Origin of the sequence: Pseudomonas sp. TNT3 (assembly GCF_010095445.2) — a bacterium.
Classification (GTDB): Bacteria; Pseudomonadota; Gammaproteobacteria; order Pseudomonadales; family Pseudomonadaceae; genus Aquipseudomonas.
Window position 1 is genome coordinate 97,997 of sequence record NZ_WFGV02000011.1, and the last position, 22,645, is coordinate 120,641.

Annotated in this window: 20 protein-coding genes and 1 pseudogene; 11 read left to right on the forward strand and 10 right to left on the reverse strand. The window is 59.4% G+C overall.

Annotation, left to right across the window (positions count from 1 at the left end; genetic code table 11):
* The first annotated feature begins 61 nt into the window (after positions 1-61).
* On the forward strand, positions 62-1,243 hold the full coding sequence (gene hmpA / locus GBC55_RS09700) for an NO-inducible flavohemoprotein (RefSeq protein ID WP_162437251.1): 1,182 nt from the start codon (positions 62-64) through the stop codon (positions 1,241-1,243).
* A gap of 185 nt (positions 1,244-1,428) precedes the next feature.
* On the opposite strand, the gene GBC55_RS09705 is transcribed toward hmpA, so the two are convergent.
* The 5 genes from GBC55_RS09705 to GBC55_RS09725 all read right to left on the reverse strand — a co-directional run bounded on the left by GBC55_RS09705 (position 1,429) and on the right by GBC55_RS09725 (position 6,750).
* The gene (locus GBC55_RS09705; protein ID WP_162437252.1) at positions 1,429-2,055 is read right to left on the reverse strand and encodes a transcriptional regulator; all 627 of its coding nucleotides are present in this window, start codon (positions 2,053-2,055) and stop codon (positions 1,429-1,431) included.
* A gap of 89 nt (positions 2,056-2,144) precedes the next feature.
* Entirely contained in the window at positions 2,145-3,272 is a 1,128-nt protein-coding gene (locus GBC55_RS09710) for an FAD-binding oxidoreductase (RefSeq protein WP_162437253.1), read from the reverse strand.
* Positions 3,273-3,421: 149 nt separating this feature from the next.
* Positions 3,422-4,369: an ornithine cyclodeaminase family protein gene (locus GBC55_RS09715; RefSeq protein WP_162437254.1), complete on the reverse strand. Its 948-nt coding sequence runs from the start codon at positions 4,367-4,369 to the stop codon at positions 3,422-3,424.
* A 139-nt stretch (positions 4,370-4,508) separates the two neighbouring features.
* Positions 4,509-5,996, reverse strand: coding sequence for an ATP-dependent RNA helicase RhlB (gene rhlB, locus GBC55_RS09720; RefSeq protein ID WP_162437255.1), 1,488 nt, complete (start codon positions 5,994-5,996; stop codon positions 4,509-4,511).
* Between the two features lie 97 nt (positions 5,997-6,093).
* Complete coding sequence (locus GBC55_RS09725) at positions 6,094-6,750, reverse strand: alpha/beta hydrolase (RefSeq protein ID WP_162437256.1); 657 nt, start codon at positions 6,748-6,750, stop codon at positions 6,094-6,096.
* A gap of 470 nt (positions 6,751-7,220) precedes the next feature.
* Between GBC55_RS09725 and GBC55_RS09730 the strand changes: the two genes are divergently transcribed.
* The 9 genes from GBC55_RS09730 (at position 7,221) to GBC55_RS09770 (ending at position 15,583) form a co-directional block, all read left to right on the forward strand.
* Positions 7,221-8,252, forward strand: a complete 1,032-nt coding sequence (locus GBC55_RS09730; protein WP_162437257.1) for an amino acid ABC transporter substrate-binding protein — start codon at positions 7,221-7,223, stop codon at positions 8,250-8,252.
* Between the two features lie 65 nt (positions 8,253-8,317).
* Entirely contained in the window at positions 8,318-9,499 is a 1,182-nt protein-coding gene (locus GBC55_RS09735) for an amino acid ABC transporter permease (protein WP_162437258.1), read from the forward strand.
* A 10-nt stretch (positions 9,500-9,509) separates the two neighbouring features.
* Complete coding sequence (locus GBC55_RS09740) at positions 9,510-10,607, forward strand: amino acid ABC transporter permease (protein WP_162437259.1); 1,098 nt, start codon at positions 9,510-9,512, stop codon at positions 10,605-10,607.
* 10 nt (positions 10,608-10,617) lie between these two features.
* Positions 10,618-11,382, forward strand: a complete 765-nt coding sequence (locus tag GBC55_RS09745; protein WP_032859991.1) for an amino acid ABC transporter ATP-binding protein — start codon at positions 10,618-10,620, stop codon at positions 11,380-11,382.
* Between the two features lie 292 nt (positions 11,383-11,674).
* Positions 11,675-12,334: a FadR/GntR family transcriptional regulator gene (locus GBC55_RS09750; protein WP_162437260.1), complete on the forward strand. Its 660-nt coding sequence runs from the start codon at positions 11,675-11,677 to the stop codon at positions 12,332-12,334.
* Positions 12,324-13,634, forward strand: a complete 1,311-nt coding sequence (locus tag GBC55_RS09755) for a CynX/NimT family MFS transporter (RefSeq protein WP_162437261.1) — start codon at positions 12,324-12,326, stop codon at positions 13,632-13,634. The genes GBC55_RS09750 and GBC55_RS09755 overlap by 11 nt, the downstream gene beginning before the upstream one ends.
* 101 nt (positions 13,635-13,735) lie before the next feature.
* The gene (locus GBC55_RS09760) at positions 13,736-14,206 is read left to right on the forward strand and encodes a nuclear transport factor 2 family protein (protein WP_162437262.1); all 471 of its coding nucleotides are present in this window, start codon (positions 13,736-13,738) and stop codon (positions 14,204-14,206) included.
* A gap of 40 nt (positions 14,207-14,246) precedes the next feature.
* The gene (locus GBC55_RS09765) at positions 14,247-14,558 is read left to right on the forward strand and encodes a GIY-YIG nuclease family protein (protein ID WP_162437263.1); all 312 of its coding nucleotides are present in this window, start codon (positions 14,247-14,249) and stop codon (positions 14,556-14,558) included.
* A gap of 89 nt (positions 14,559-14,647) precedes the next feature.
* Entirely contained in the window at positions 14,648-15,583 is a 936-nt protein-coding gene (locus tag GBC55_RS09770) for a glutathione S-transferase family protein (protein ID WP_162437264.1), read from the forward strand.
* Positions 15,584-15,722: 139 nt separating this feature from the next.
* Here GBC55_RS09770 and GBC55_RS09775 read toward each other — a convergent pair whose 3' ends face one another.
* Both GBC55_RS09775 and yejK read right to left on the reverse strand, forming a co-directional pair.
* A complete protein-coding gene (locus GBC55_RS09775) occupies positions 15,723-16,073 on the reverse strand; it encodes a glutaredoxin family protein (RefSeq protein ID WP_162437265.1) in 351 nt (116 codons plus the stop codon).
* Positions 16,073-17,077 carry a nucleoid-associated protein YejK gene (gene yejK, locus GBC55_RS09780; protein ID WP_008147593.1) on the reverse strand — a complete coding sequence of 335 codons (1,005 nt, stop codon included), beginning with the start codon at positions 17,075-17,077 and terminating at the stop codon, positions 16,073-16,075. The genes GBC55_RS09775 and yejK overlap by 1 nt, the downstream gene beginning before the upstream one ends.
* Positions 17,078-17,552: 475 nt before the next feature.
* Here yejK and GBC55_RS09785 point away from each other — a divergent pair, with 475 nt between their 5' ends.
* A complete protein-coding gene (locus GBC55_RS09785; protein WP_007905514.1) occupies positions 17,553-17,834 on the forward strand; it encodes an HU family DNA-binding protein in 282 nt (93 codons plus the stop codon).
* Positions 17,835-18,022: 188 nt separating this feature from the next.
* Here GBC55_RS09785 and rlmF read toward each other — a convergent pair whose 3' ends face one another.
* The 3 genes and pseudogenes from rlmF to GBC55_RS09800 all read right to left on the reverse strand — a co-directional run.
* Entirely contained in the window at positions 18,023-19,045 is a 1,023-nt protein-coding gene (gene rlmF / locus GBC55_RS09790; protein WP_162437266.1) for a 23S rRNA (adenine(1618)-N(6))-methyltransferase RlmF, read from the reverse strand.
* Between the two features lie 265 nt (positions 19,046-19,310).
* Entirely contained in the window at positions 19,311-22,157 is a 2,847-nt protein-coding gene (locus GBC55_RS09795; protein WP_162437267.1) for a valine--tRNA ligase, read from the reverse strand.
* A gap of 301 nt (positions 22,158-22,458) precedes the next feature.
* Positions 22,459-22,645, reverse strand: a pseudogene (locus tag GBC55_RS09800) (DNA polymerase III subunit chi); the annotation flags it as partial.

Below are 22,645 nucleotides of genomic sequence, written 5' to 3' on the forward strand. Positions count from 1 at the left end.
CACGAATACTGATAAGCATAGGGTAATCAGTTGGTAATCCACGTCGCTCAGGAGTCACCCTATGCTTAGCGTTCAAGACCGCGCAATCGTCAAATCCACCGTGCCGTTGTTGGAAAGCGGCGGCGAAGCGTTGATCACTCACTTCTACCGCATGATGCTCTCCGAATACCCTGAAGTGCGCCCGCTGTTCAACCAGGCCCATCAGGCCAGCGGTGATCAACCTCGCGCCCTGGCGAACGGTGTGTTGATGTACGCGCGGCACATCGATCAGCTTGACCAGTTGGGCGACCTGGTGGCCAAGATCATCAACAAGCACGTGGCCCTGCAGATCCTTCCGGAACACTACCCGATTGTGGGTACCTGCCTGCTGCGCGCGATTTCCGAAGTGCTTGGCGACGAGATTGCGACCCCCGAAGTGATGAGCGCCTGGGGTGCGGCTTATGGGCAACTGGCTGACATTCTGATCGGTGCCGAGACCGCTATCTACGACCAAAAGGAGCACGCGCCCGGTGGCTGGCGCGGCGCGCGGGAATTCATCGTGGCGAGCAAAGTGGAAGAGAGCGCGGAGATCATTTCGTTCTACTTCGAGCCGGCTGACAAGGGCCCGATTCTGGCGGCAGAACCCGGCCAGTACATCGGCATGAAGCTGGTCCTCGACGGTGAAGAGATCCGTCGTAACTATTCATTGTCGGCGTTGGCCAACAATGGTCAGTACCGCATCAGCGTCAAGCGCGAACAGGGTGGTCGCGCTTCCAATCATTTGCACGATCAGCTGCATGTCGGCGCAAAGATCCAGCTGTTCCCGCCATCGGGTGAATTCACGCTGAGTGCCAGCGACAAGCCGCTGGTGCTGATCAGCGGCGGTGTCGGCATCACCCCGACACTGGCGATGCTCGAAGCGGCGTTGGCGACCGAACGGCCGGTGCATTTCATCCACTGCGCGCGCAACGGTAGCGTCCACGCGTTTCGTGACTGGATCGACGGGCTGGCTGAACGTCATCCGCAGCTGCAGCGCTTCTACTGCTATGACGAAGATGATGGTGTGAGCCCGGCGGCGCACCGCGTCGGGTTGTTAAGTCAGGAGCAGTTGGGCGAATGGTTGCCGCAGGAGCGCGACGTGGACGCCTATTTCCTGGGGCCTAAAGGCTTCATGGCAGCGATCAAGCGCCACCTCAAAGCCTTGGGCGTACCCGAGAAGCAAAGCCGCTACGAGTTCTTCGGCCCGGCTTCGGCGCTGGAGTAACCTCCGCCCTCGCCAGTCCAGACGCAACACCCCTTGTAGCCGCTGGCGAAGCCTGCGTTCGAGGACGCAGTCCTCGCCAGTCCGGTCGCTGCGATGCAACAGGTCGATCACGGTTATCTTGCAGGCGAGGACTTCGTCCTCGAACGCAGGCTTCGCCAGCTGCTACACGGATCGCGGTGCAGCTTTTAGCCTTTGAGTTCCTTCAAATGCTTGTACACCGTTGCCCGGCCCATGTTCAGGACGTTGGCGACGTAGTTGGAGGCGCTTTTGCCCTTGAAGGCGCCTTCGGCGTGCAGCGCCAGCACCAGTTCGCGTTTATGGTCCCGGGTCAGCATGCTCAGGCTCAGCTGACGCTCGCGCAGCCAGGCATGCAGGAAGGTGTTGATCCGCTCCTGCCAGTCATCGCGAAACAGTGAATCCGGTTGTGGAATCAACTTGCTCGGCGACAGAAACAAATCCAGTGCCGCCTTGGCATTCTCGAACAAAGAAATATTCAGATTGATGCACAGCACCGCCAGCGGTTGGCCCTCGCTGTCACGCAAAACACTGCTCAGGCTGCGAATTTTCTGACCGTCCCAGTTGAGCTTTTCGTACGGCCCGATGTTTCGCTCGCTGATGTCTTCGCTGAGCATGTCTTCCAGGGATGAGTCATCACCGATTTCCCGCTTCGACAGGTTGTTGGCGATGTAGTCGACCTTTTGCGTGCGCAGATCGTGCAGCACCACCTCGGCGTGGGGAAAGAACAGGGTGGCGATTGCATCGCTGATGGCTCGGTAGTTATCCAGGGCCGGGTCTTTTTCGGGTGCGTTCATCAAGTAGAGCTCCAGGCCACGTCAGCGCCCGTCAAAAGGGGCGCCGGGAGTTTGCCGCAAACAGTCTGAAACGTCACTCCAGTGCCGCATCAACCGAGGCGTGCCGGGGAAAGCATCTCGGCGTTCAAGCCAAAACGCGTGAGGGATGCGGGCAGCGCTTCACCGCGCACCAAAGCGGCGCTGGCCTGGCCCATGGCGGGCGATGTCTGGATGCCGTAACCGCCTTGTGCAGCCACCCAGAACAGGCCTGGGACCAGGGGATCGAAGCCCGACAATAAATCACCGTCGCTGACAAAACTGCGCAAACCGGCCCAGGTGCGGGTCGGACGGCGGATGGTCAGGGTGGTCGCTTCTTCGATCTGGTAGATGCCCATGGCGATGTCCAGTTCTTCGGGCTGCACGTCGTGGGGTTCCACAGGGTCGGCGTTCGCCGGAGAGCCAAGGAACATACCGGCGTCGGGTTTCATGTAGAAGGATTCGTCGAGGCTGACCAGCATGGGCCAATGATGGATATCCACACCTTCAGGGCCGGCGAAAATAAAGGCCGCGCGGCGCTTCGGTTGCAGTCCCAGCGTTCTGGCGCCAGCGAGCTCACCGATCCTGTCGGCCCAGGCGCCGGCGGCGTTGATGATGATCGGGGCGCTGAAGGTTTGATTGCGGGTTTGCACCTGCCATACACCGTCGGCATCGCGGGTCAGGCTCAGGACTTCGGTATCGGTATGGACTTCGCCTTTATTGCGACGGATACCGCGCAGATACCCCTGATGCAGGGCATCGGTATCGATGTCGCTGGCGGTAGGGTCATAAATGGCCCCATGGACTTTTTCCCGACGCAGGATCGGCAGGCGCACGCAGGCCTCTTCTGCACTGAGCAGCTGCATTTGCGGCACCGTCGCTTTCGCGCTCAGGTACTGGTTTTGCAGCTCGGCAGGGTCACCGGTGAAGTCCACGGTCATCTCGCCGCGCGGCGTCAGCAGCGGGTGTTCACAGAAACCGGCGGGCGGCGCGTCGAAGAAATCGCGACTGGCCTGGGTCAGCGCCCGCACCTGGGGCGTGCCGTAAGCGGCGGTGTACAGCGCGGCGGAACGTCCGGTCGAGTGATAGGCCGGATGGGATTCGCGTTCGAGCACGATGACCCGGGCATGCTGCGACAGCCAGAAACCGGTGGAAGCGCCGGCAATCCCGCCGCCGATGATGATGAAGTCTGCCTGGCTCATGAACGTCTCCTGATGGGGCGTAAATGCCATTGTTATATAGGAACCCTGTGGGAGCCGGGCTTGCCCGCGATTGCATCACCGCGGTGTGCCTGACAGACCGTGGCGCCTGCATCGCGGACAAGCCCGGCTCCCACAGAGGGGCGGTGGTGTTAGTGCTGCAATTGGTAAATGGCGTTTGTCAGTGCAATGTCTTCCAGTCCCAGGCCGATCGAGCGGAAAAACACGTGACGGTCATAGTCCGGGCGCTGCACTTTTTCGCTGAGCAGATCGGGCAGGTCGCCCACGATGCTGTTGCTGTCCCAACCATGTTGCTCACCGGCGATCAGCATTTCACCGGCCGAGCCCGGGGTGCTCAGACGATAGTCACAGAACACCTGCATGTCATTGAGGCTTTGCGGCGGTACTTCGTGGGCACGAGGGGCGTTAGTGCTGATCGATGTGATCAGCGCCGGTTTGCTTAGCGTGGCCGGATCGATCACCGGGCCGGCGGACGAGGTGCAGAGCATGATCACATCGGCGTCGTGGACGGCGGCCTCGCGACTCTCGACAAGGGACAGGCGCGGATCGAGGCTTTTGAGCTGCGCCAATGCCTGCGGATCAAGCGTGCTCAAGCCTGGCGAATAGAGGGTGATGCTCTGCCAATCGCGCAGTCCCTTGACGTAATGCAGGTGCGCCTGGGCCACTTTGCCGCTGCCGATAATCGCCAGGCGTCGCGCGTTCAACGGCGCGAGCGCGTCGATGGCGACGGCGGTGGTCGCGGCGGTGCGCGCTGTCGTCAATTCTCCTGCATCGCACAGCAGCAAGGGCTGGCCAGTCTGCATCGACATCAGCAACGTCCACGCTGTGACCAATGGGCCTTGTTCGCGCACGATATAGGGCGAGGTCTTGACCCCATAGACACCGTCTTCGGCCAGGACACCCAGATAGTTGATGAAGTCGCCCGCCCCTTGAGGGAACTCGACCAGCTGCTGTGCCGGTTGCAAGGCCTTTCCAGCAGCCAGGTCGCGAAACAGTTTGCGCAGGATCTGCGGCACATCGACCTGTGCCAGCAGCTCTCGAGCCTGGGGTTGGGTGATCACGATCGACGAACTGGACATGGTCGGCTCCGGGGGGGCTTAAACTAAACTTATTTGTCCATTATGGACTTTTAGTTGTCTCTAGCAAGCCTCTGATAAATTCCCGGGCGAAAAAAAAGCGCAGTCCGTTTCCGGCTGCGCCTTTTTTACTCGACCCGCGTTACGGGCGCTTGCGCTCAACGGCCCGCAGCAGATGCGTCGGCGGCGTTTCACAGCTGATCTTGCGCCCCAGCAGCGTCTCGATGGACGGTAGCTGGTAGGAGTCGTCTTCACCGGCAAAACTGATGGACACGCCTTCAGCGCCGGCACGACCGGTCCGACCGATACGGTGCACGTAATCGTCCGGGACTTCCGGCAACGTGAAGTTGATCACGTGGCTGATGCCGTCGATGTGGATGCCACGGCCGGCAACGTCGGTGGCGACCAGCACGCGGATCTTGCCTTCGCGGAAACCTTCCAGGGTCTTGATGCGCTTGTGCTGCGGCACATCGCCGGACAACTGCGCAGCGTTGACGCCGTCACGTACCAGGCGCTCTTCGATGCGCCGTACTTCATCCTTGCGGTTGGCGAAGACCATCACTCGCTCCCAGCCATTGTCGTTGACCAGGTTGTAGAGCAGTTTGTATTTGTCGGCGCCGGCCACTGCATAGATGTGCTGCTCGACGTTTTCGCTGGCCACGTTCTGCGACTCGATCTCGACGATCGACGGCTCGGTGGTCCATTGCTTGGCCAGGTTCATCACGTCTTCGGTGAAGGTCGCGGAGAACAGCAGCGTCTGGCGCTCGTTCTTCGGCGGAGTCTGGCGAATGATCTGACGCACTTGCGGGATGAAACCCATGTCGAGCATCCGGTCGGCTTCGTCCAGCACCATCACTTCGACCATGTCCAGGTGCACGTCGCCGCGCTGGTTGAAGTCGAGCAAGCGACCCGGCGTCGCCACGAGGATGTCGCAGTGACGGGCTTCGAGGTGCTTGAGTTGCTTGTCGAAGTCCATGCCGCCCACAAACGTCATGACGTTGAGACCGGTGTACTTGGTCAGGTCGGCCGCGTCCTTGGCGATCTGCACCACCAGTTCCCGGGTCGGTGCAATGATCAGTGCCCGCGGTTCACCCATGTAACGCTCTTTCGGCGGCGGGGTTTGCAGCAGTTGGGTAATGATCGAGATCAGGAACGCGGCGGTTTTGCCGGTGCCGGTCTGGGCACGACCGATGGCGTCTTTGCCCGCGAGCGTAAAGCCCAGCACCTGTGCCTGGATCGGCGTGCAGTACGGGAAGCCCAGGTCCTGGATGGCATGCATCAGTTCAGGGGCGAGTTTGAAATCATGGAAACGGGTTTTGCCTTCCTGGGGTTCGACAACGAAGTCTTCGAGTTTCCAGGGAATGACCGGCGCTTTCGGCTTCGGTTCGCGACGGGGTTTGACAGGTTTCGGCGCTTCGCTGCGCGGCTGTTCAGAGGCAATGGCCTCGACAGGAGGAGTGGCCGGTGTGGTCATCGGCTCGTGTGTCGGTACCGCTGCGGTTGCGGTCCGGCCAGACTGATTACCGTCGGTGCGGTGGCTGGGGTTGTGAGACGGAGCGCTGGAGACTGGCGCGAGCTGCTCAGTCTCGCTTTTACCGAACATTTTCTTGAGTGCTTTGAGCACGGTCATCTCATCAATTGATTAAGGAATGTACGCCGGCCAGTGTAATGCAAGAATCGGGCGCGGCGTAGTGTGATGATTAAAGGTGCTGTTTTTCACAGGGTGTTTAACGCAAACGCTCGGCGATCCAGACACCGATATCGCGAATCTCCTCAGGTAACACTTCGTGACCCATTGGGTATTCCTGCCATGTCACGGTGACACCACGGGTCTTCAAATGCTCGTAGGCGCTGCGACCCATCGAATTTTGCACCACGTCATCGTACTGCCCGTGCAAGGACAACACCGGTGTGCGCTGCTGACTGGCCGAAAGCTCCAGTTCATCACTGAAGGTCGGCGCATAAGTGGAGAGGGCGAGTACGCCACCCAGCGGACCCTGCCATTTCAAAAAGGCGGTGTGTAATACGACAGCGCCACCCTGTGAAAAACCGGCCAGGAAAATCCGCGAGGCGTCTATTCCAACGGCGCGCTGCACTTCGATCAAATTGATTACCCGTTGCGCCGACTCTTCCAGCTGCTCGCGGTTGATCGCGCGCGCCGGGCTCATGGCCAATATGTCGTACCAGCTCGGCATCTCGTAGCCACCATTAATGGTCACGGCGCAGGTCGGTGCCTGAGGCAAAACGAAGCGAGTGGTCAACAGGGTTTCCTGCAGGGCTTCGGCCACCGGCAGGAAGTCGTAGCGGTCGGCGCCCAGGCCGTGCAGCCAGATAACGCAGGCATCTACTGGCTTTACAGGTTCAAGAATCAAGGGCTCGGTCATGGTCGCTCCAAATGTGTGCGTGCGCGCTCATTGAGTGCGAGATCTGAGTGCGCGTCTGGTGGATCAGTTAAGAAGATGTCGCAAGGCTACAAGTTTTGATCTTGACCTGTCGCTGAATCGCTTTCACGAACGGTCTGGTACGGGCTTTGCTATGGAAAAGCGAGTACGAAAAATCCCACGCCTGTCGGTAACACTATCAGGCCATTGTTCCTGGTGGGATAGCAAAAAAAATCCGGTGATGGATGTTCGCCAATGGCCGCTACGGGCTTAGCGAATGTGAAAGGGCTACAGCCCGTTCGGCCGATTGGTGAGAAGTGAGTGATCCATGATGTGGATTTTCTCCTACTAGACTCATAGCTAAGGTCTTACGTCGCTTGACCCTAAAAAAAGCCAACACGGGTCAACAACGCCTCATAAGGGTGCGACTGGACTCACGCTCCGACACAACAAGAGCAAAACTGGAGGTTTGAATGAAGATGTTGAAATCCACCCTGGCTATCGTGACTGCAGCCGCAGTACTCGGTGTCAGCGGGTTCGCTCAGGCGGGTGCAACCCTGGATGGCGTACAGAAGAAAGGTTTCGTACAGTGCGGTGTGAGTGACGGCCTGCCGGGTTTTTCGGTGCCGGACTCCACTGGCAAGATCGTGGGTATCGATGCTGACTACTGCCGTGCTGTAGCGGCTGCCGTCTTCGGCGACGCAACCAAGGTCAAGTTCAGTCAGTTGAACGCCAAGGAGCGCTTCACCGCGCTGCAATCCGGCGAAATTGACATCCTGTCGCGCAACACCACCATGACCAGCTCCCGCGACTCGGGCATGGGCCTGAAATTCCCGGGCTTCATCACTTATTACGACGGCATCGGCTTCCTGGTTAACAACAAACTGGGCGTGAAAAGTGCCAAAGAGCTGGATGGCGCGACCATCTGCATCCAGGCCGGTACCACCACCGAGCTGAACGTTTCCGACTACTTCCGTGGCAACGGTCTGAAATACACCCCGATCACGTTCGACACCTCTGATGAAAGCGCCAAGTCGCTGGAATCGGGTCGTTGCGACGTGCTGACTTCCGACAAGTCCCAACTGTTCGCCCAGCGCAGCAAGCTGGCTGCGCCGAAGGACTACGTGGTTCTGCCGGAAACCATTTCCAAAGAACCTCTGGGTCCGGTCGTGCGTAACGGCGACGACGAGTGGCTGGCCATCGTGCGCTGGGTTGGCTACGCCATGCTCAACGCTGAAGAAGCCGGCATCACGTCGAAGAACGTTGAAGCTGAAGCCAAAGGCACCAAGAACCCGGACGTCGCTCGTCTGCTGGGCACCGACGGTGAATACGGCAAAGACCTGAAAGTGAAGAAAGACTGGGTCGTACAGATCGTCAAGCAAGTCGGTAACTACGGCGAAGTGTTCGAGAAAAACCTCGGCAAAAGCACGCCTCTGGAAATCGACCGCGGCTTGAACGCCCTGTGGAACAACGGCGGCATTCAATACGCACCACCAGTGCGCTGATGGTTCTATCACCCGGTGGGCCAACCACCGGGTGATGTTCTGTTCCATTACATCCGGGGCACTTCATGCAAAATTCAATCGGCGCACCAAAGCAGAGGCTCAGCCTCAGCGATCCCAAAGTGCGTGCGTGGCTGTTTCAGATCATCACCATTGTGGCGGTGGTCTCGATGGGCTGGTATCTGTTCGATAACACCCAGACCAACCTGCAACACCGGGGCATTACCTCCGGCTTCAGCTTTCTGGAGCGCAGTGCCGGTTTCGGCATCGCTCAACACCTGATCGACTACACCGAATCGGACAGCTATGCCCGGGTGTTTGTCATCGGCTTGCTCAACACACTGCTGGTGACATTCATCGGCGTGATCCTGGCGACGATCCTCGGGTTCATCGTCGGCGTGTCACGGCTGTCGAAGAACTGGATCATTGCCAAGCTGGCGACTGTTTATGTGGAAGTCTTCCGCAACATTCCGCCGCTGCTGCAAATCCTGTTCTGGTACTTCGCGGTATTCCTGACCATGCCAGGACCGCGCAACAGCCACAACTTCGGCGATACCTTCTTCGTCAGCAGCCGCGGCCTGAACATGCCGGCCGCACTGGCGGCGGACGGCTTCTGGCCGTTCGTGGTCAGTGTCGTCGTTGCCATCGTCGCCATCGTGCTGATGTGCCGCTGGGCCAACAAGCGCTTTGAGGCCACTGGCGTACCGTTCCACAAGTTCTGGACCGGGCTGGCACTGTTTCTGGTGATCCCTGCGTTGTGCATATTGATCTTCGGTACACCTGTGCACTGGGAAATGCCCAAGCTGCAAGGCTTCAACTTCGTCGGTGGCTGGGTGCTGATCCCGGAATTGCTGGCGCTGACCCTGGCCCTGACCGTTTACACCGCGGCGTTCATCGCCGAGATCGTGCGTTCAGGCATCAAGTCGGTCAGCCATGGCCAGACCGAGGCGGCGCATTCCCTGGGCCTGCGCAACGGTCCGACCCTGCGCAAGGTCATCATCCCGCAAGCCCTGCGCGTGATCATTCCACCGCTGACCAGCCAATACCTGAACCTGGCGAAGAACTCTTCGCTGGCGGCCGGTATCGGTTATCCGGAAATGGTTTCGTTGTTTGCCGGCACGGTGCTGAACCAGACCGGTCAAGCCATCGAGGTGATTGCGATCACCATGAGCGTGTACCTGGCGATCAGTATCAGCATTTCCCTGCTGATGAACTGGTACAACAAGCGCATTGCGCTGATCGAGCGGTAAGGAAAAGCGCATGAGTACTCATACTTTCAAACCTGACATGCCGCCACCGAGCAAAGTCTTCGGGCCGATGGCGTGGATGCGCGCGAACATGTTTTCCAGCTGGCTCAACACCCTGCTGACCCTGTTCGCGTTCTATCTGATCTATCTGGTGGTGCCGCCGATCCTGCAGTGGGCCATCCTGGACGCCAACTGGGTCGGCACGACACGCGCCGACTGCACGAAGGAGGGCGCCTGCTGGGTGTTCATCCAGCAGCGTTTTGGCCAGTTCATGTACGGCTACTACCCACCGGAACTGCGCTGGCGCGTGGACCTGACCGTGTGGCTCGCGGTCATCGGCGTCGCGCCGTTGTTCATCTCGCGCTTCCCGCGTAAAGCGGTGTACGGGCTGAGCTTCCTGGTGCTCTACCCGATCATTTCCTGGTGCTTGCTGCATGGCGGCGTGTTCGGCCTGCCCCAAGTGGCGACCAGCCAGTGGGGCGGTCTGATGCTGACCCTGGTGATCGCGACGGTGGGTATTGCCGGTGCGTTGCCGCTGGGTATCGTCCTGGCGCTGGGTCGTCGTTCGAACATGCCGGCGATTCGTGTGGTCTGTGTGACCTTCATCGAATTCTGGCGCGGCGTGCCCTTGATCACCGTGCTGTTCATGTCCTCGGTGATGCTGCCGTTGTTCCTGCCCGAAGGCATGAACTTCGACAAACTCCTGCGAGCGCTGATCGGCGTGATCCTGTTCCAGTCGGCCTATGTGGCTGAAGTGGTGCGAGGTGGTCTGCAAGCGATTCCAAAGGGTCAGTACGAAGCGGCTGCGGCGATGGGCCTCGGGTACTGGCGCAGCATGGGCCTGGTGATTCTGCCGCAAGCCCTGAAGATGGTGATCCCAGGCATCGTCAACACCTTCATTGCGCTGTTCAAGGACACGAGCCTAGTGATCATCATCGGCCTGTTCGACTTGCTCAACAGCGTCAAGCAAGCCGCCGCCGACCCGAAATGGTTGGGCATGGCCACTGAAGGCTATGTGTTTGCAGCCCTGGTGTTCTGGATTTTCTGTTTTGGTATGTCGCGCTACTCCATGCATTTGGAACGTAAGCTCGACACTGGCCACAAGCGTTAGGAGTTCTTTTATGAGCGAAGCGATCAAACAGCCTGTGAGCCCTGAAGGCATTATTCAGATGCAGGGCGTGAACAAGTGGTACGGCCAGTTCCACGTGTTGAAAGACATCAACCTGAACGTGAAGCAGGGCGAGCGTATCGTCCTGTGCGGCCCGTCGGGTTCCGGCAAGTCCACGACCATTCGTTGCCTCAATCGTCTGGAAGAACACCAGCAAGGCCGCATCGTGGTCGATGGTGTGGAGCTGACCAACGACCTCAAACAGATCGAAACGGTACGCCGTGAAGTCGGCATGGTGTTCCAGCATTTCAACCTGTTCCCGCACCTGACCATCCTGCAGAACTGCACCCTGGCGCCGATGTGGGTGCGCAAGATGCCCAAGCGCAAGGCCGAGGAAATTGCCATGCATTACCTGGAGCGCGTACGCATTCCGGAGCAGGCGCATAAATTCCCGGGGCAGCTGTCCGGCGGCCAGCAACAGCGTGTGGCGATCGCCCGCGCGCTGTGCATGAAACCGAAAATCATGCTGTTCGACGAACCGACTTCGGCACTCGACCCCGAGATGGTGAAAGAGGTATTGGACACGATGATCGGCCTCGCCGAAGACGGCATGACCATGCTCTGCGTTACCCACGAAATGGGTTTCGCGCGCACCGTGGCCAACCGCGTGATCTTCATGGACAAGGGTGAAATCGTTGAACAGGCTGCGCCGAATGACTTCTTCGATAATCCGCAGAATGAGCGCACCAAACTGTTCCTGAGCCAGATTCTGCATTGATCTGATTCAAGCGCTGAACATAAACCCGGACGTGTTCCGGGTTTTTTTTCGCTTACGCAAATGCAGCCCTTTGTAGCAGCTGGCGAAGCCTGCGTTGGCTCCGGGGTCGCGCTCGACTGAAGCGGTCGTTCTCTGGACGCCGCGATGTCCGCTTGAAAATCGGGCCGCTTCGCGTCCCAACGCAGGTCTCGCCAGCTGCTACAGGGTTTTGTGCGCCGTGGTTGCTCTGTCGGACAAAGCTGACTACCATGTCAGAAAATTCATCCTATGATTGGATGACAGGGCGAATAACATGTCAGAAATTTCTCCATTGGTTAAACGATCCCTGGTCGATCAGGCCCTGGATCAATTGCGCCTGCGCATTACCCAAGGTGCCTGGACCGTTGGGCAGCGCCTGCCCACCGAGCCGGAGTTATCCGCTGAGCTCGGCATCAGCCGTAATACCGTGCGTGAAGCCATGCGCGTACTGGCGTTTTCCGGGTTGATTGAAATTCGCCAGGGCGATGGCAGTTACCTGCGTGCGGTCGTCGATCCGCTGGACACCGTAAAAGCGTTGTCCCGCTGCTCCCATGAGCAGGCACGTGAGACCCGGCACATTCTCGAGGTCGAGGCCATCGGCCTCGCGGCCCTGCGCCGCACCGACGAAGACCTGGTGGCGTTGCGCGAGGCATTGGGCGTCAGCGGCAGCCATTATCACGGTGATCTCGACAGTTACATCGCGTGCGACCTGGTGTTTCACCGCCGTCTGGTCGACGCCGCGCACAACCCGACACTCAGCGAGCTTTATCGCTACTTCTCCAGCATCGTCGGCGCGCAATTGCGCCAGACGTTAAACATCACCCCACGACGCCAAGAGGTGTTCGATCTTCACATCGAGCTGCTTGATGCCGTCGAGCAACGTGACCCGGAAAGGGCCAAAGCCCTGTCCAGGCAGTTGATCAATGAACCCTGAAACCGAGAAATCCATGTCCAGCAGCAACAGCAGCATGAATGAACCCAAACGCACGGCAGAGCTTGATGAGCTGTTGATTGACGCCGAGGCCGATGACGAAGAAGTGCAGAAAAGCCGACCGATCCTGGGGCGGCCCTGGCTGTTGCTGCTGGGATTGATTCTGGTGGCGCTGAACTTGCGCCCGGCGTTGTCGAGCATGGCGCCGATGCTCAGTGAAGTGTCGAAAAGCCTTGGCTTGAGCGCCGTTCAAGCGGGTTTGCTGACCACCTTGCCAGTGCTTTGCCTCGGCCTGTTTGCGCCATTGGCACCCGTGCTGGCGCGTCGCTTCGGTGCCGAGCGGGTGGTGTTGGGTATTTTGCTGATGCTGGCGGGCGGGATCATCGTGCGCAGTTCGTTCGGTGAGATCGGTTTGTTTGCAGGCAGCGTGATGGCAGGCGCCAGTATTGGCGTGATCGGCGTATTGCTGCCGGGCATCGTCAAGCGCGATTTCCCAAAGCAGGCCGGCACCATGACCGGTGTCTACACCATGGCCCTGTGCCTGGGTGCGGCCATGGCGGCAGGCGCCACCGTGCCGTTGAGCGAACATTTCGACAAGAGCTGGGCACTGGGGCTGGGCTTCTGGGTGGTGCCGGCGTTCGTGGCGGCATTGTTCTGGTTGCCGCAAGTGGGTGGTCAGAAACACGGCGCGCACAACGTGGCGTATCGCGTTCGCGGCTTGTTGCGTGACCCGTTGGCGTGGCAGGTGACCTTGTACATGGGCCTGCAATCGTCCCTGGCGTACATCGTGTTCGGCTGGTTGCCTTCGATTCTGATCGGCCGCGGCCTGACCCCGACCCAGGCGGGGCTGGTGCTGTCGGGTTCGGTGATCGTCCAGTTGGCCAGTTCACTGGCCGCTCCATGGCTGGCCACACGCGGCAAGGACCAGCGACTGGCGATTGTCGTGGTCATGCTGCTGACCCTCAGTGGTTTGTTCGGTTGCCTGTATGCGCCGATCAATGGCCTGTGGAGTTGGGCGATCCTGTTGGGCCTGGGGCAGGGCGGTGCATTCAGCCTGGCGTTGACCCTGATCGTGCTGCGTTCGCGCGATGCGCATGTGGCGGCGAACCTGTCGAGCATGGCCCAGGGCTTCGGTTACACCCTGGCGTCCATGGGGCCGTTCGCGGTCGGTATCGTGCATGACTGGACCGGTGGCTGGAACGCGGTGGGCTGGATTTTCGGCGTGATCGGTCTCGGTGCAATCATTGCCGGTCTCGGGGCCGGTCGGACGTTGTATGTTCAGGTGGTCAGCGAAAAAGTCTGACGGCCTCGTACTGTCGGTATTCGGCCCACGAATGCCGATGGTCCTGCGCGCAATTGCAGACTATCGTGCAGGCAATCTTTTCTGACGCCCGGAGTCTGCCCATGAGTGATGCCCACGCCCTGTTGATCACCCGGTTCTACCAAGCCTTCCAACGCCTGGATGCCGAGGCCATGGCCGACTGCTACACCGACGACGTGGTGTTCAGCGATCCGGCCTTTGGCGAACTGCGCGGGCGCGACGCGGGTGACATGTGGCGCATGCTCACAACACGGGCCAAGGATTTCTCATTGACGTTCGATAACGTTCGAGCCGACGAGCGCACGGGCAGCGCTCACTGGGTCGCGACCTACCTGTTCAGCCAGACCGGCAACACCGTGATCAACGACATTCAGGCGCGCTTTGTTTTTCGCGACGGCAAGATCTGCGAGCATCACGACAGCTTCGACTTGTGGACCTGGTCCCGTCAGGCGCTGGGTTTCAAAGGGTTACTGCTGGGTTGGACGCCGCTGGTGCGCAATGCCGTTCGCGCCCAGGCATTGAAGGGGTTGAAGGCATTCCAGGCCAGTCGCTGATAAGATCGCGGCTTGTTTCCCTTCAAGCCCTGATCGTCACGTGACCACCCTCAGCGAAAGCCCTGTCGACGCCGACACGCCCGTGAGTAAAACCTGGTTCGTCTACCTCGTTCGCGCGGCCAACGGTTCGCTCTATTGCGGGATCAGCGATGACCCCGTGCGACGTTTTGCCAAGCATCAAAGCGGCAAGGGCGCCCGGTTCTTTCTTTCCAGCCCGGCAATGGCGTTGGTCTACACCGAGCGGTGTCGCGACAAGAGCGACGCATTGCGTCAGGAACGACTGATCAAAAAACTCAGGAAAAGCGCCAAGGAATGCCTGGTGGCGAGTGTCGCGCACGCGTCATCAATTTGATTGATCTGTTCTCATCACGGTAGATGGATACGCGGCTCATTGATTGCGCGCTAAGCTGCGGACTCCTAAACCGAGCGGCGGAGCCGAGCATGACCGAGTTGATTCTGCATCATTACCCGACGTCCCCTTTCGCCGAGAAAGCCCGCCTGTTGCTGGGCTTCAAGGGCTTGTCCTGGCGCTCGGTGAAGATTTCGCCAGTGATGCCCAAGCCGGATCTCACCGCGCTAACCGGTGGCTATCGCAAGACGCCGGTGTTGCAGATCGGTGCAGATATCTATTGCGACACGGCACTGATCGCCCGGCGACTGGAACAGGAAAAAGCCTTGCCGGCGTTTTTCCCCGAAGGTCAGGAAATGGTCACAGCATCGTTCGCGTCCTGGGCGGATTCGGTGGTGTTTCAACACGCAGTCAGCCTGGTGTTTCAGCCAGAATCGATCGCCGTGCGCTTTGGCAGTCTGCCGCCGGAAGCGATCAAGGCGTTCCTCGCTGATCGTGCCGGACTGTTCAGCGGTGGCAGCGCTACGCGTTTGTCCGCCGAGCAAGCGCGGCACCAGTGGCCGACGATCATGACGCGACTGGAGCAACAGCTCGAGCGCGAGCAGGGCGACTTTCTGTTTGGCCAACCGTCGATTGCCGACTTTGCCTTGGCTCATCCCCTGTGGTTTCTCAAAGCCACGCCGGTAACGTCACCGTTGGTCGATGCTTATCCGGCGGTCAGCGCATGGTTTGGGCGGGTGATGAGCTTCGGTCATGGCGCGTCGAGCGAGATGACTTCCCAGGAAGCGCTGGAAGTGGCGCGCACTGCCACCCCGGCGGCGTTGCCGGACGATCAGTTCGATGAGCCGAACGGGTTTGAGCCAGGCCAGCAGGTGACCATCGCCGCGACCGATTACGGTGTCGATCCGGTGGCGGGAGAGTTGCTGTTCGCGGGCGCTGAAGAGTTGATTGTGCGCCGTGAAGACGAACGTGGCGGCGTGGTGCATGTGCACGTTCCGCGGTTTGGGTTTCGTATCGAGTCCTGCTGATACATACACCTGTGGCGAGGGGATTTATCGGAATGCCGCACCACCCCGTTGGGTTGCGAAGCGGCCCCAAAAAAAAGGGGCTGCTCCGCAGCCTAACGGGGATAAATCCCCTCGCCACAGGGTAATTACCCCGAGCAAACTACTTCAGTGCCGCAAGAATCGCATCCGGGTCATACCCGCGAATCAACGTGCCATTCACATCGATGATCGGAATCCCGCCGCCGCCCAAGGCCTCGTAGTCCTTGCGCGCCACGGCATCCTTCTCGATATCGAATTCCTTGTACGGAATGCCCTTCTGATCGAGAAAACGTCGGGTCAGCTTGCAGTAGCCACACCACTCGGTGGCATAGAGCACGACATTGGCCTTGGCTTGAGTCTGCTCGGACACGACCTGGGAGGGATTGAAAACCCGCTCGATCTTGCCCCAGTTCTGATAAACCACGACGACCAGCAAGATCAGCAGGCATTTTTTCAGCACGCCGCCCAGCATCAGTTGCGTCGCTTGAGCTGATCAGTGAGCTGAGTCGGCAAGCCTTTGATGATCAGCGTGCCGGCTTCTTCGTCATATTCGATCTTCGAGCCCAACAGGTGGGCTTCAAAGCTGATCGACAGCCCCTCGGCACGCCCGGTGAAACGGCGGAACTGGTTCAGGGTGCGTTTATCCGCAGGGATTTCCGGCGAGAGGCCGTAGTCCTTGTTGCGGATGTGATCGTAAAACGCTTTAGGGCGTTCTTCGTCGATCAGCTCCGAGAGCTCTTCCAGGCCCATGGGTTCGCCCAATTTGGCCTGGCTGCTGGCGTAATCCACCAAGGTCTTGGTTTTTTCGCGAGCCGATTCTTCCGGCAGGTCTTCGCTTTCAACGAAATCGCTGAAGGCTTTGAGCAGGGTGCGGGTTTCGCCGGGACCATCTACACCTTCCTGGCAGCCGATAAAGTCGCGGAAATACTCCGAAACCTTTTTCCCGTTCTTGCCTTTGATGAACGAAATGTATTGCTTGGACTGTTTGTTGTTCTGCCATTCCGAGACGTTGATCCGGGCTGCAAGGTGCAGTTGGCCAAGGTCCAGATGCCGGGAGGGCGTGACGTCCAGTTGATCGGTCACTGCGACGCCTTCGCTGTGGTGCAGCAGGGCGATGGCGAGGTAATCGGTCATACCCTGCTGGTAATGCGCGAACAGCACGTGGCCGCCCACAGAGAGGTTCGACTCTTCCATCAACTTTTGCAGGTGTTCGACCGCTACCCGGCTGAAGGCGGTGAAGTCCTTGCCGCCGTCCAGGTATTCCTTCAGCCAGCCGCTGAACGGATGCGCCCCGGACTCGGCGTGGAAGAAACCCCAGGCCTTGCCTTGTTTGGCGTTATAGCTTTCGTTGAGATCGGCCAGCATGTACTCGATGGCGCTCGACTCGGCCAGTTCGGAGTCTCGAGCATGGAGAACTGCAGGGGTGCCGTCGGGTTTTTTGTCAATCAGGTGGACGATGCAATGGCGGATCGGCATGGGCTTCTCGGCTGATTGTAGAGAGGAGGGCGTGCTCCCCGAAAAGGGCTAAGTGTACCGTAGCGCGTCCCCCCGTAGGAGCTGCCGAAGGCTGCGATCTTTTGATCTTTGTTTTTAAAAAATCCAAGTCAAAAGATCGCAGCCTTCGGCAGCTCCTACGGGGGTATAAGGGGGATTTGGGCCTGCCGGATGGCCCTTATGCTGTTTTTTACCGGTTTAGAGCAATAAAGCTGACCAAATGGGTAGCTAGAGGCGGATATTTCCCCGTCTCTGTGCTAGTTTTGCCCCGTCTTGCGCGAAGTCACTGCGTTAAGCGTGCATTCAGCATTTGTCAGGTCGAACCAAACCCTGATTTCGGTATCTATAACCCCGATCCCGTGGTTATTGGCCGAGGGTGCCAGATCCAGAAGATCGGGCTCGATGGCTGACACTGCACTCTGCAATCCATATGAATTTGATAGGGAAGGAACACTACATGGCTCTTACTAAAGACCAACTGATCGCCGACATCGCTGAAGCTATCGACGCGCCAAAAACCACCGCGCGTAACGCTCTGGACCAACTGGGCCAAATCGTTGCCGATCAGCTGGAAAACGGCGGCGAAATCACTCTGCCAGGTATCGGCAAACTGAAAGTGACTGAGCGTCCTGCCCGCACTGGCCGTAACCCTTCGACTGGCGCTGCCATCGAAATCGCGGCCAAGAAAGTTATCAAGCTGGTTGTGGCCAAAGGCCTGACCGACGCTGTTAACAAGTAAGACGTGTAAAAAAAACCGTGCTCCGGAGTGATCCGGGCACGGTTTTTTTGTGCCTGAAATTCTTGAAAACACTGAGATCCCTGTGGGAGCGGGCTTGCCCGCGATAGCGGTGTGTCAGTCGCCGTTTATGTCGCCTGATGCGCCGCTATCGCGGGCAAGCCCGCTCCCACAGGGATTTGTGTTGATAGTTAGCTTTTACGAGCCCAGCGCTGGCGCCACACCTGCTGTTCACTCTTGGTCTGGAACGTCCAGGCGACAAACCGGCTTTTCTTCTGCCCCTGGGACATTTCCACGACCTGGCTTTCCAGTACGCCGGCCTTTCTCAGGGCTATCTCGATCGCCGGCAAGTTCGATGCCTTGGAGACCAAGGTGCTGAACCACAGCACTTTGTGTTGGAAATGCGCACTCTCGGCGATCAGTTGCGTCACAAAACGCGCTTCGCCACCTTCACACCACAGTTCCGCCGACTGACCGCCGAAGTTCAGCACCGGCAGTTTGCGTTTAGGGTCGGCGCGGCCCAGGGCGCGCCATTTACGCTCGCTGCCCTTGGTTGCTTCGTCCATCGACGCGTGGAACGGCGGGTTGCACATGGTCAGGTCAAAGCGTTCGCCCGGTTCCAGCAAGCCCAGCAGAATGTGCTTGGGATTGGACTGCTGGCGCAACTGGATGGCTTTGTTCAGCCCGTTCGATTGCACGATGGCTTTGGCTGCTGCCACGGCTGTCGGGTCGATTTCCGAACCGAGGAAGTGCCAGCGGTAGTCGCTGTAGCCGATCAGCGGGTAGACGCAGTTGGCGCCCATGCCGATATCGAGCACCTTGACCGGCGCGCCCCGGGGGATCTCGCCGTCGTTGACGCTGGCCAGCAGGTCCGCCAGGAAGTGCACATAATCGGCACGACCCGGAACAGGAGGGCACAGGTAGTCAGCCGGGATGTCCCAATGGGCAACGCCGTAGAACGACTTGAGTAATGCCCGGTTGAACACGCGCACCGCGTCCGGGCTGGCGAAGTCGATGCTTTCCTTGCCGTACGGGTTGATGATCACGAACTTCGCCAGTTCCGGCGTGGTCTTGATCAGCGCCGGGAAGTCGTAGCGACCCTGATGGCGGTTGCGCGGATGCAGGCTGGCCTTTTCACGAGGCTCCACGGCGTGGGCCGGGGTCGCGGATTCAGGCTTTTTGCGCGCAGGTTTGGGTGTGCGGGGGGCGTTCATGGGCGTTGTCGATTCGGGTATGGCTGAAAGTGGCGGGTATTGTCCCACATCCAGCTGCCTTGAACCCATTATCAGAAGCAACACAGATCCCTGTGGGAGCCGAGCTTGCTCGCGATGGGGCCCGAACATTCGACATTGATGTCGTCAGAGCGTCCGCGATCGCGAGCAAGCTCGGCTCCCACAGGGATTGCGTAGTCAGTTGTAAAGCGTCGGGGACAAAAAAGGGAGGCCGTTGCGGGCCTCCCTCTTTTATTGCGATTTGCCGTTACAGGCTGGCAATCCGCGCGTGCTGCTCGGCCAGCTTGCCCAGAGCCTGTTCGGCTTCAGCCAGTTTGGCGCGTTCCTTCTCGATGACTTCGGCCGGGGCCTTGTCGACGAAACCAGCGTTGGACAGCTTGCCACCCACGCGCTGAACTTCACCCTGCAGACGCAGGATTTCCTTGTCCAGACGTGCCAGTTCGGCGTCCTTGTCGATCAGGCCTGCCATCGGCACCAACACTTCCATCTCGCCAACCAGCGCGGTGGCGGACAGCGGTGCTTCTTCGCCGGCAGCCAGTACGGTGATCGATTCGAGTCGAGCCAGCTTTTTCAGCAGGGCTTCGTTCTCGGTAAGACGGCGCTGATCTTCGGCGCTGACGTTTTTCAGGAACAGGTTCAGCGGTTTGCCCGGACCGATGTTCATCTCGGCGCGAATGTTGCGCGTGCCGAGCATCAGCGTCTTCAACCACTCGATGTCATCTTCGGCGCCCTGATCGATGCGCGCTTCGTTGGCCACTGGCCAAGGTTGCAGCATGATCGTCTTGCCTTCGATACCGGCCAGCGGCGCGATGCGCTGCCAGATTTCTTCGGTGATGAACGGCATGAACGGATGCGCCAGGCGCAACGCAACTTCCAGCACCCGAACCAGTGTGCGGCGGGTGCCGCGCTGGCGTTCGACCGGCGCGTTTTCGTCCCACAGCACAGGCTTGGAGAGTTCGAGGTACCAGTCGCAATACTGGTTCCAGATGAACTCGTAGAGCGCTTGTGCCGCCAGGTCGAAGCGGAACTGGTCGAGCTGACGCGTTACTTCGGCTTCGGTGCGTTGCAGTTGCGAGATGATCCAGCGATCCGCCAGGGACAGCTCGTAAGCCTCGCCGTTCTGGCCGCAGTCTTCGCCCTTGTCCAGCACGTAGCGCGCGGCGTTCCAGATCTTGTTGCAGAAGTTGCGATAGCCCTCGACGCGACCCATGTCGAACTTGATGTCTCGACCGGTGGATGCCAGCGAGCAGAACGTGAAGCGCAGGGCATCGGTGCCGTAACTGGCGATGCCGTCGGCGAACTCGTCGCGGGTCTGCTTCTCGATCTTCTTCGCCAGTTTCGGCTGCATCATGCCGGAGGTGCGTTTCTGCACCAGATCTTCCAGCTCGATACCGTCGATGATATCCAGCGGGTCCAGGACGTTACCCTTGGACTTGGACATCTTCTGGCCCTGGCCATCACGCACCAGACCGTGCACATAAACGGTCTTGAACGGAACTTGAGGAGTGCCGTCTTCGTTTTTCACCAAGTGCATGGTGAGCATGATCATCCGGGCAACCCAGAAGAAAATGATGTCGAAACCGGTGACCAGCACGTCGGTAGAGTGGAATTTCTTCAGGAACTCGGTCTGCTCAGGCCAGCCCAGTGTGGAGAAAGTCCACAAGCCGGAGCTGAACCAGGTATCGAGAACGTCGTTGTCCTGCTGCAGCGCAACGTCCGGACCCAGGTTGTTCTTGGCGCGTACTTCGGCTTCATCGCGACCAACATAAACCTTGCCCGACTCGTCGTACCAGGCCGGAATCCGGTGGCCCCACCACAGCTGACGGCTGATGCACCAATCCTGGATGTCGCGCATCCACGAGAAATACATGTTTTCGTACTGTTTAGGCACGAACTGGATACGGCCGTCTTCAACGGCGGCAATCGCCGGTTCGGCCAACGGCTTGGTGGACACGTACCACTGGTCGGTCAGCCACGGCTCGATGATGGTGCCGGAACGGTCGCCTTTCGGCACTTTCAGGGCGTGATCGTCAACGCTGACCAGCAGGCCCGCGGCGTCGAATGCCGCAACAATTTGCTTGCGCGCTTCGAAACGGTCGAGGCCGGCGTATTCGGCCGGGATCTTGCCGTCGATGCTTTCGTTCAGCGTGCCATCGAGGTTGAACACCTGGCAGGCAGGCAGCACGGCTGCGTTCTTGTCGAAGATGTTCAGCAGCGGCAGGTTGTGGCGCTTGCCGACTTCGTAGTCGTTGAAATCGTGAGCCGGGGTGATTTTCACACAGCCAGTGCCGAATTCAGGGTCGCAATAATCGTCGGCGATGATCGGGATGCGGCGGCCGACCAGCGGCAACTCGACAAATTTGCCGATCAGGGCTTTGTAGCGTTCGTCGTTCGGGTTAACCGCGACGGCGGAGTCGCCGAGCATGGTTTCCGGGCGAGTGGTCGCGACGATCAGGAAATCGTTGCCTTCAGCGGTTTTTGCGCCATCGGCCAGCGGGTATTTCAGGTTCCACAGGAAACCTTTCTCGTCGTGGTTTTCCACTTCGAGGTCGGAAATCGCCGTGTGCAACTTGGTGTCCCAGTTGACCAGGCGCTTGCCGCGATAGATCAGGCCGTCTTCGTGCAGGCGCACGAACGCTTCTTTAACGGCTTCCGAAAGACCGTCGTCCATGGTGAAGCGCTCGCGGCTCCAGTCGACGGACGAGCCGAGGCGGCGGATCTGACGGCTGATGTTGCCGCCGGACTGATCCTTCCATTCCCAGATTTTCTCGAGGAATTTCTCACGGCCCAGATCATGACGGCTCTGGCCTTGGGCTTCGAGCTGACGTTCCACCAGCATTTGCGTGGCGATACCGGCGTGGTCGGTGCCCGGCTGCCACAGGGTATTGCGACCCTGCATGCGACGGAAACGGATCAGGGCGTCCATGATCGCGTTGTTGAAGCCGTGACCCATGTGCAGGCTGCCGGTGACGTTCGGCGGCGGGATCATGATGGTGTAGGACTCGCCCGCGCCTTGCGGGGCGAAGTAATTCTCTGACTCCCAGGTGTTGTACCAGGAAGCTTCAATGGCGTGCGGCTGGTAGGTCTTATCCATGCGCGGCGGGACCCTATTGGCATTTATTCAGGAAAAGCCGGCAAGTATAGCGGGGCATGGGGCGCAGGGCGAGCGGGGGCGGACAGGTGCACAGATCAAAGTGTGGAGTGGACCTGTGGCGAGGGAGCTTGCTCCCGCTGGGGCGCGAAGCGGCCCCGACATCAACAAGTCAGGTCTGTCAGGTGCTCCCCGTGTTCAGGCTTTGCGGTTGCTGCGCAACCGAGCGGGAGCAAGCTCCCTCGCCACAGAAGCTCGCTTGACCACAGAGCCACCTCACAGCAAAAACCCGCTAGGCTCGGGTTTACTCGTACTGACTCAACAACCGTTCCATCCGCGCGGCGAGCCGGCGTTTGATTTCGGTTTCGATGTGCGGGGCGAAGTCGTCGATCACGTCTTGCATGATCAGCATGGCGGCGGCGCGCAGTTCGCCGTCCAGATGCAGCAAGGCGTCGGGGCCTTTGTCCGCAGCAGGTGCTGCCGGGGCGGGG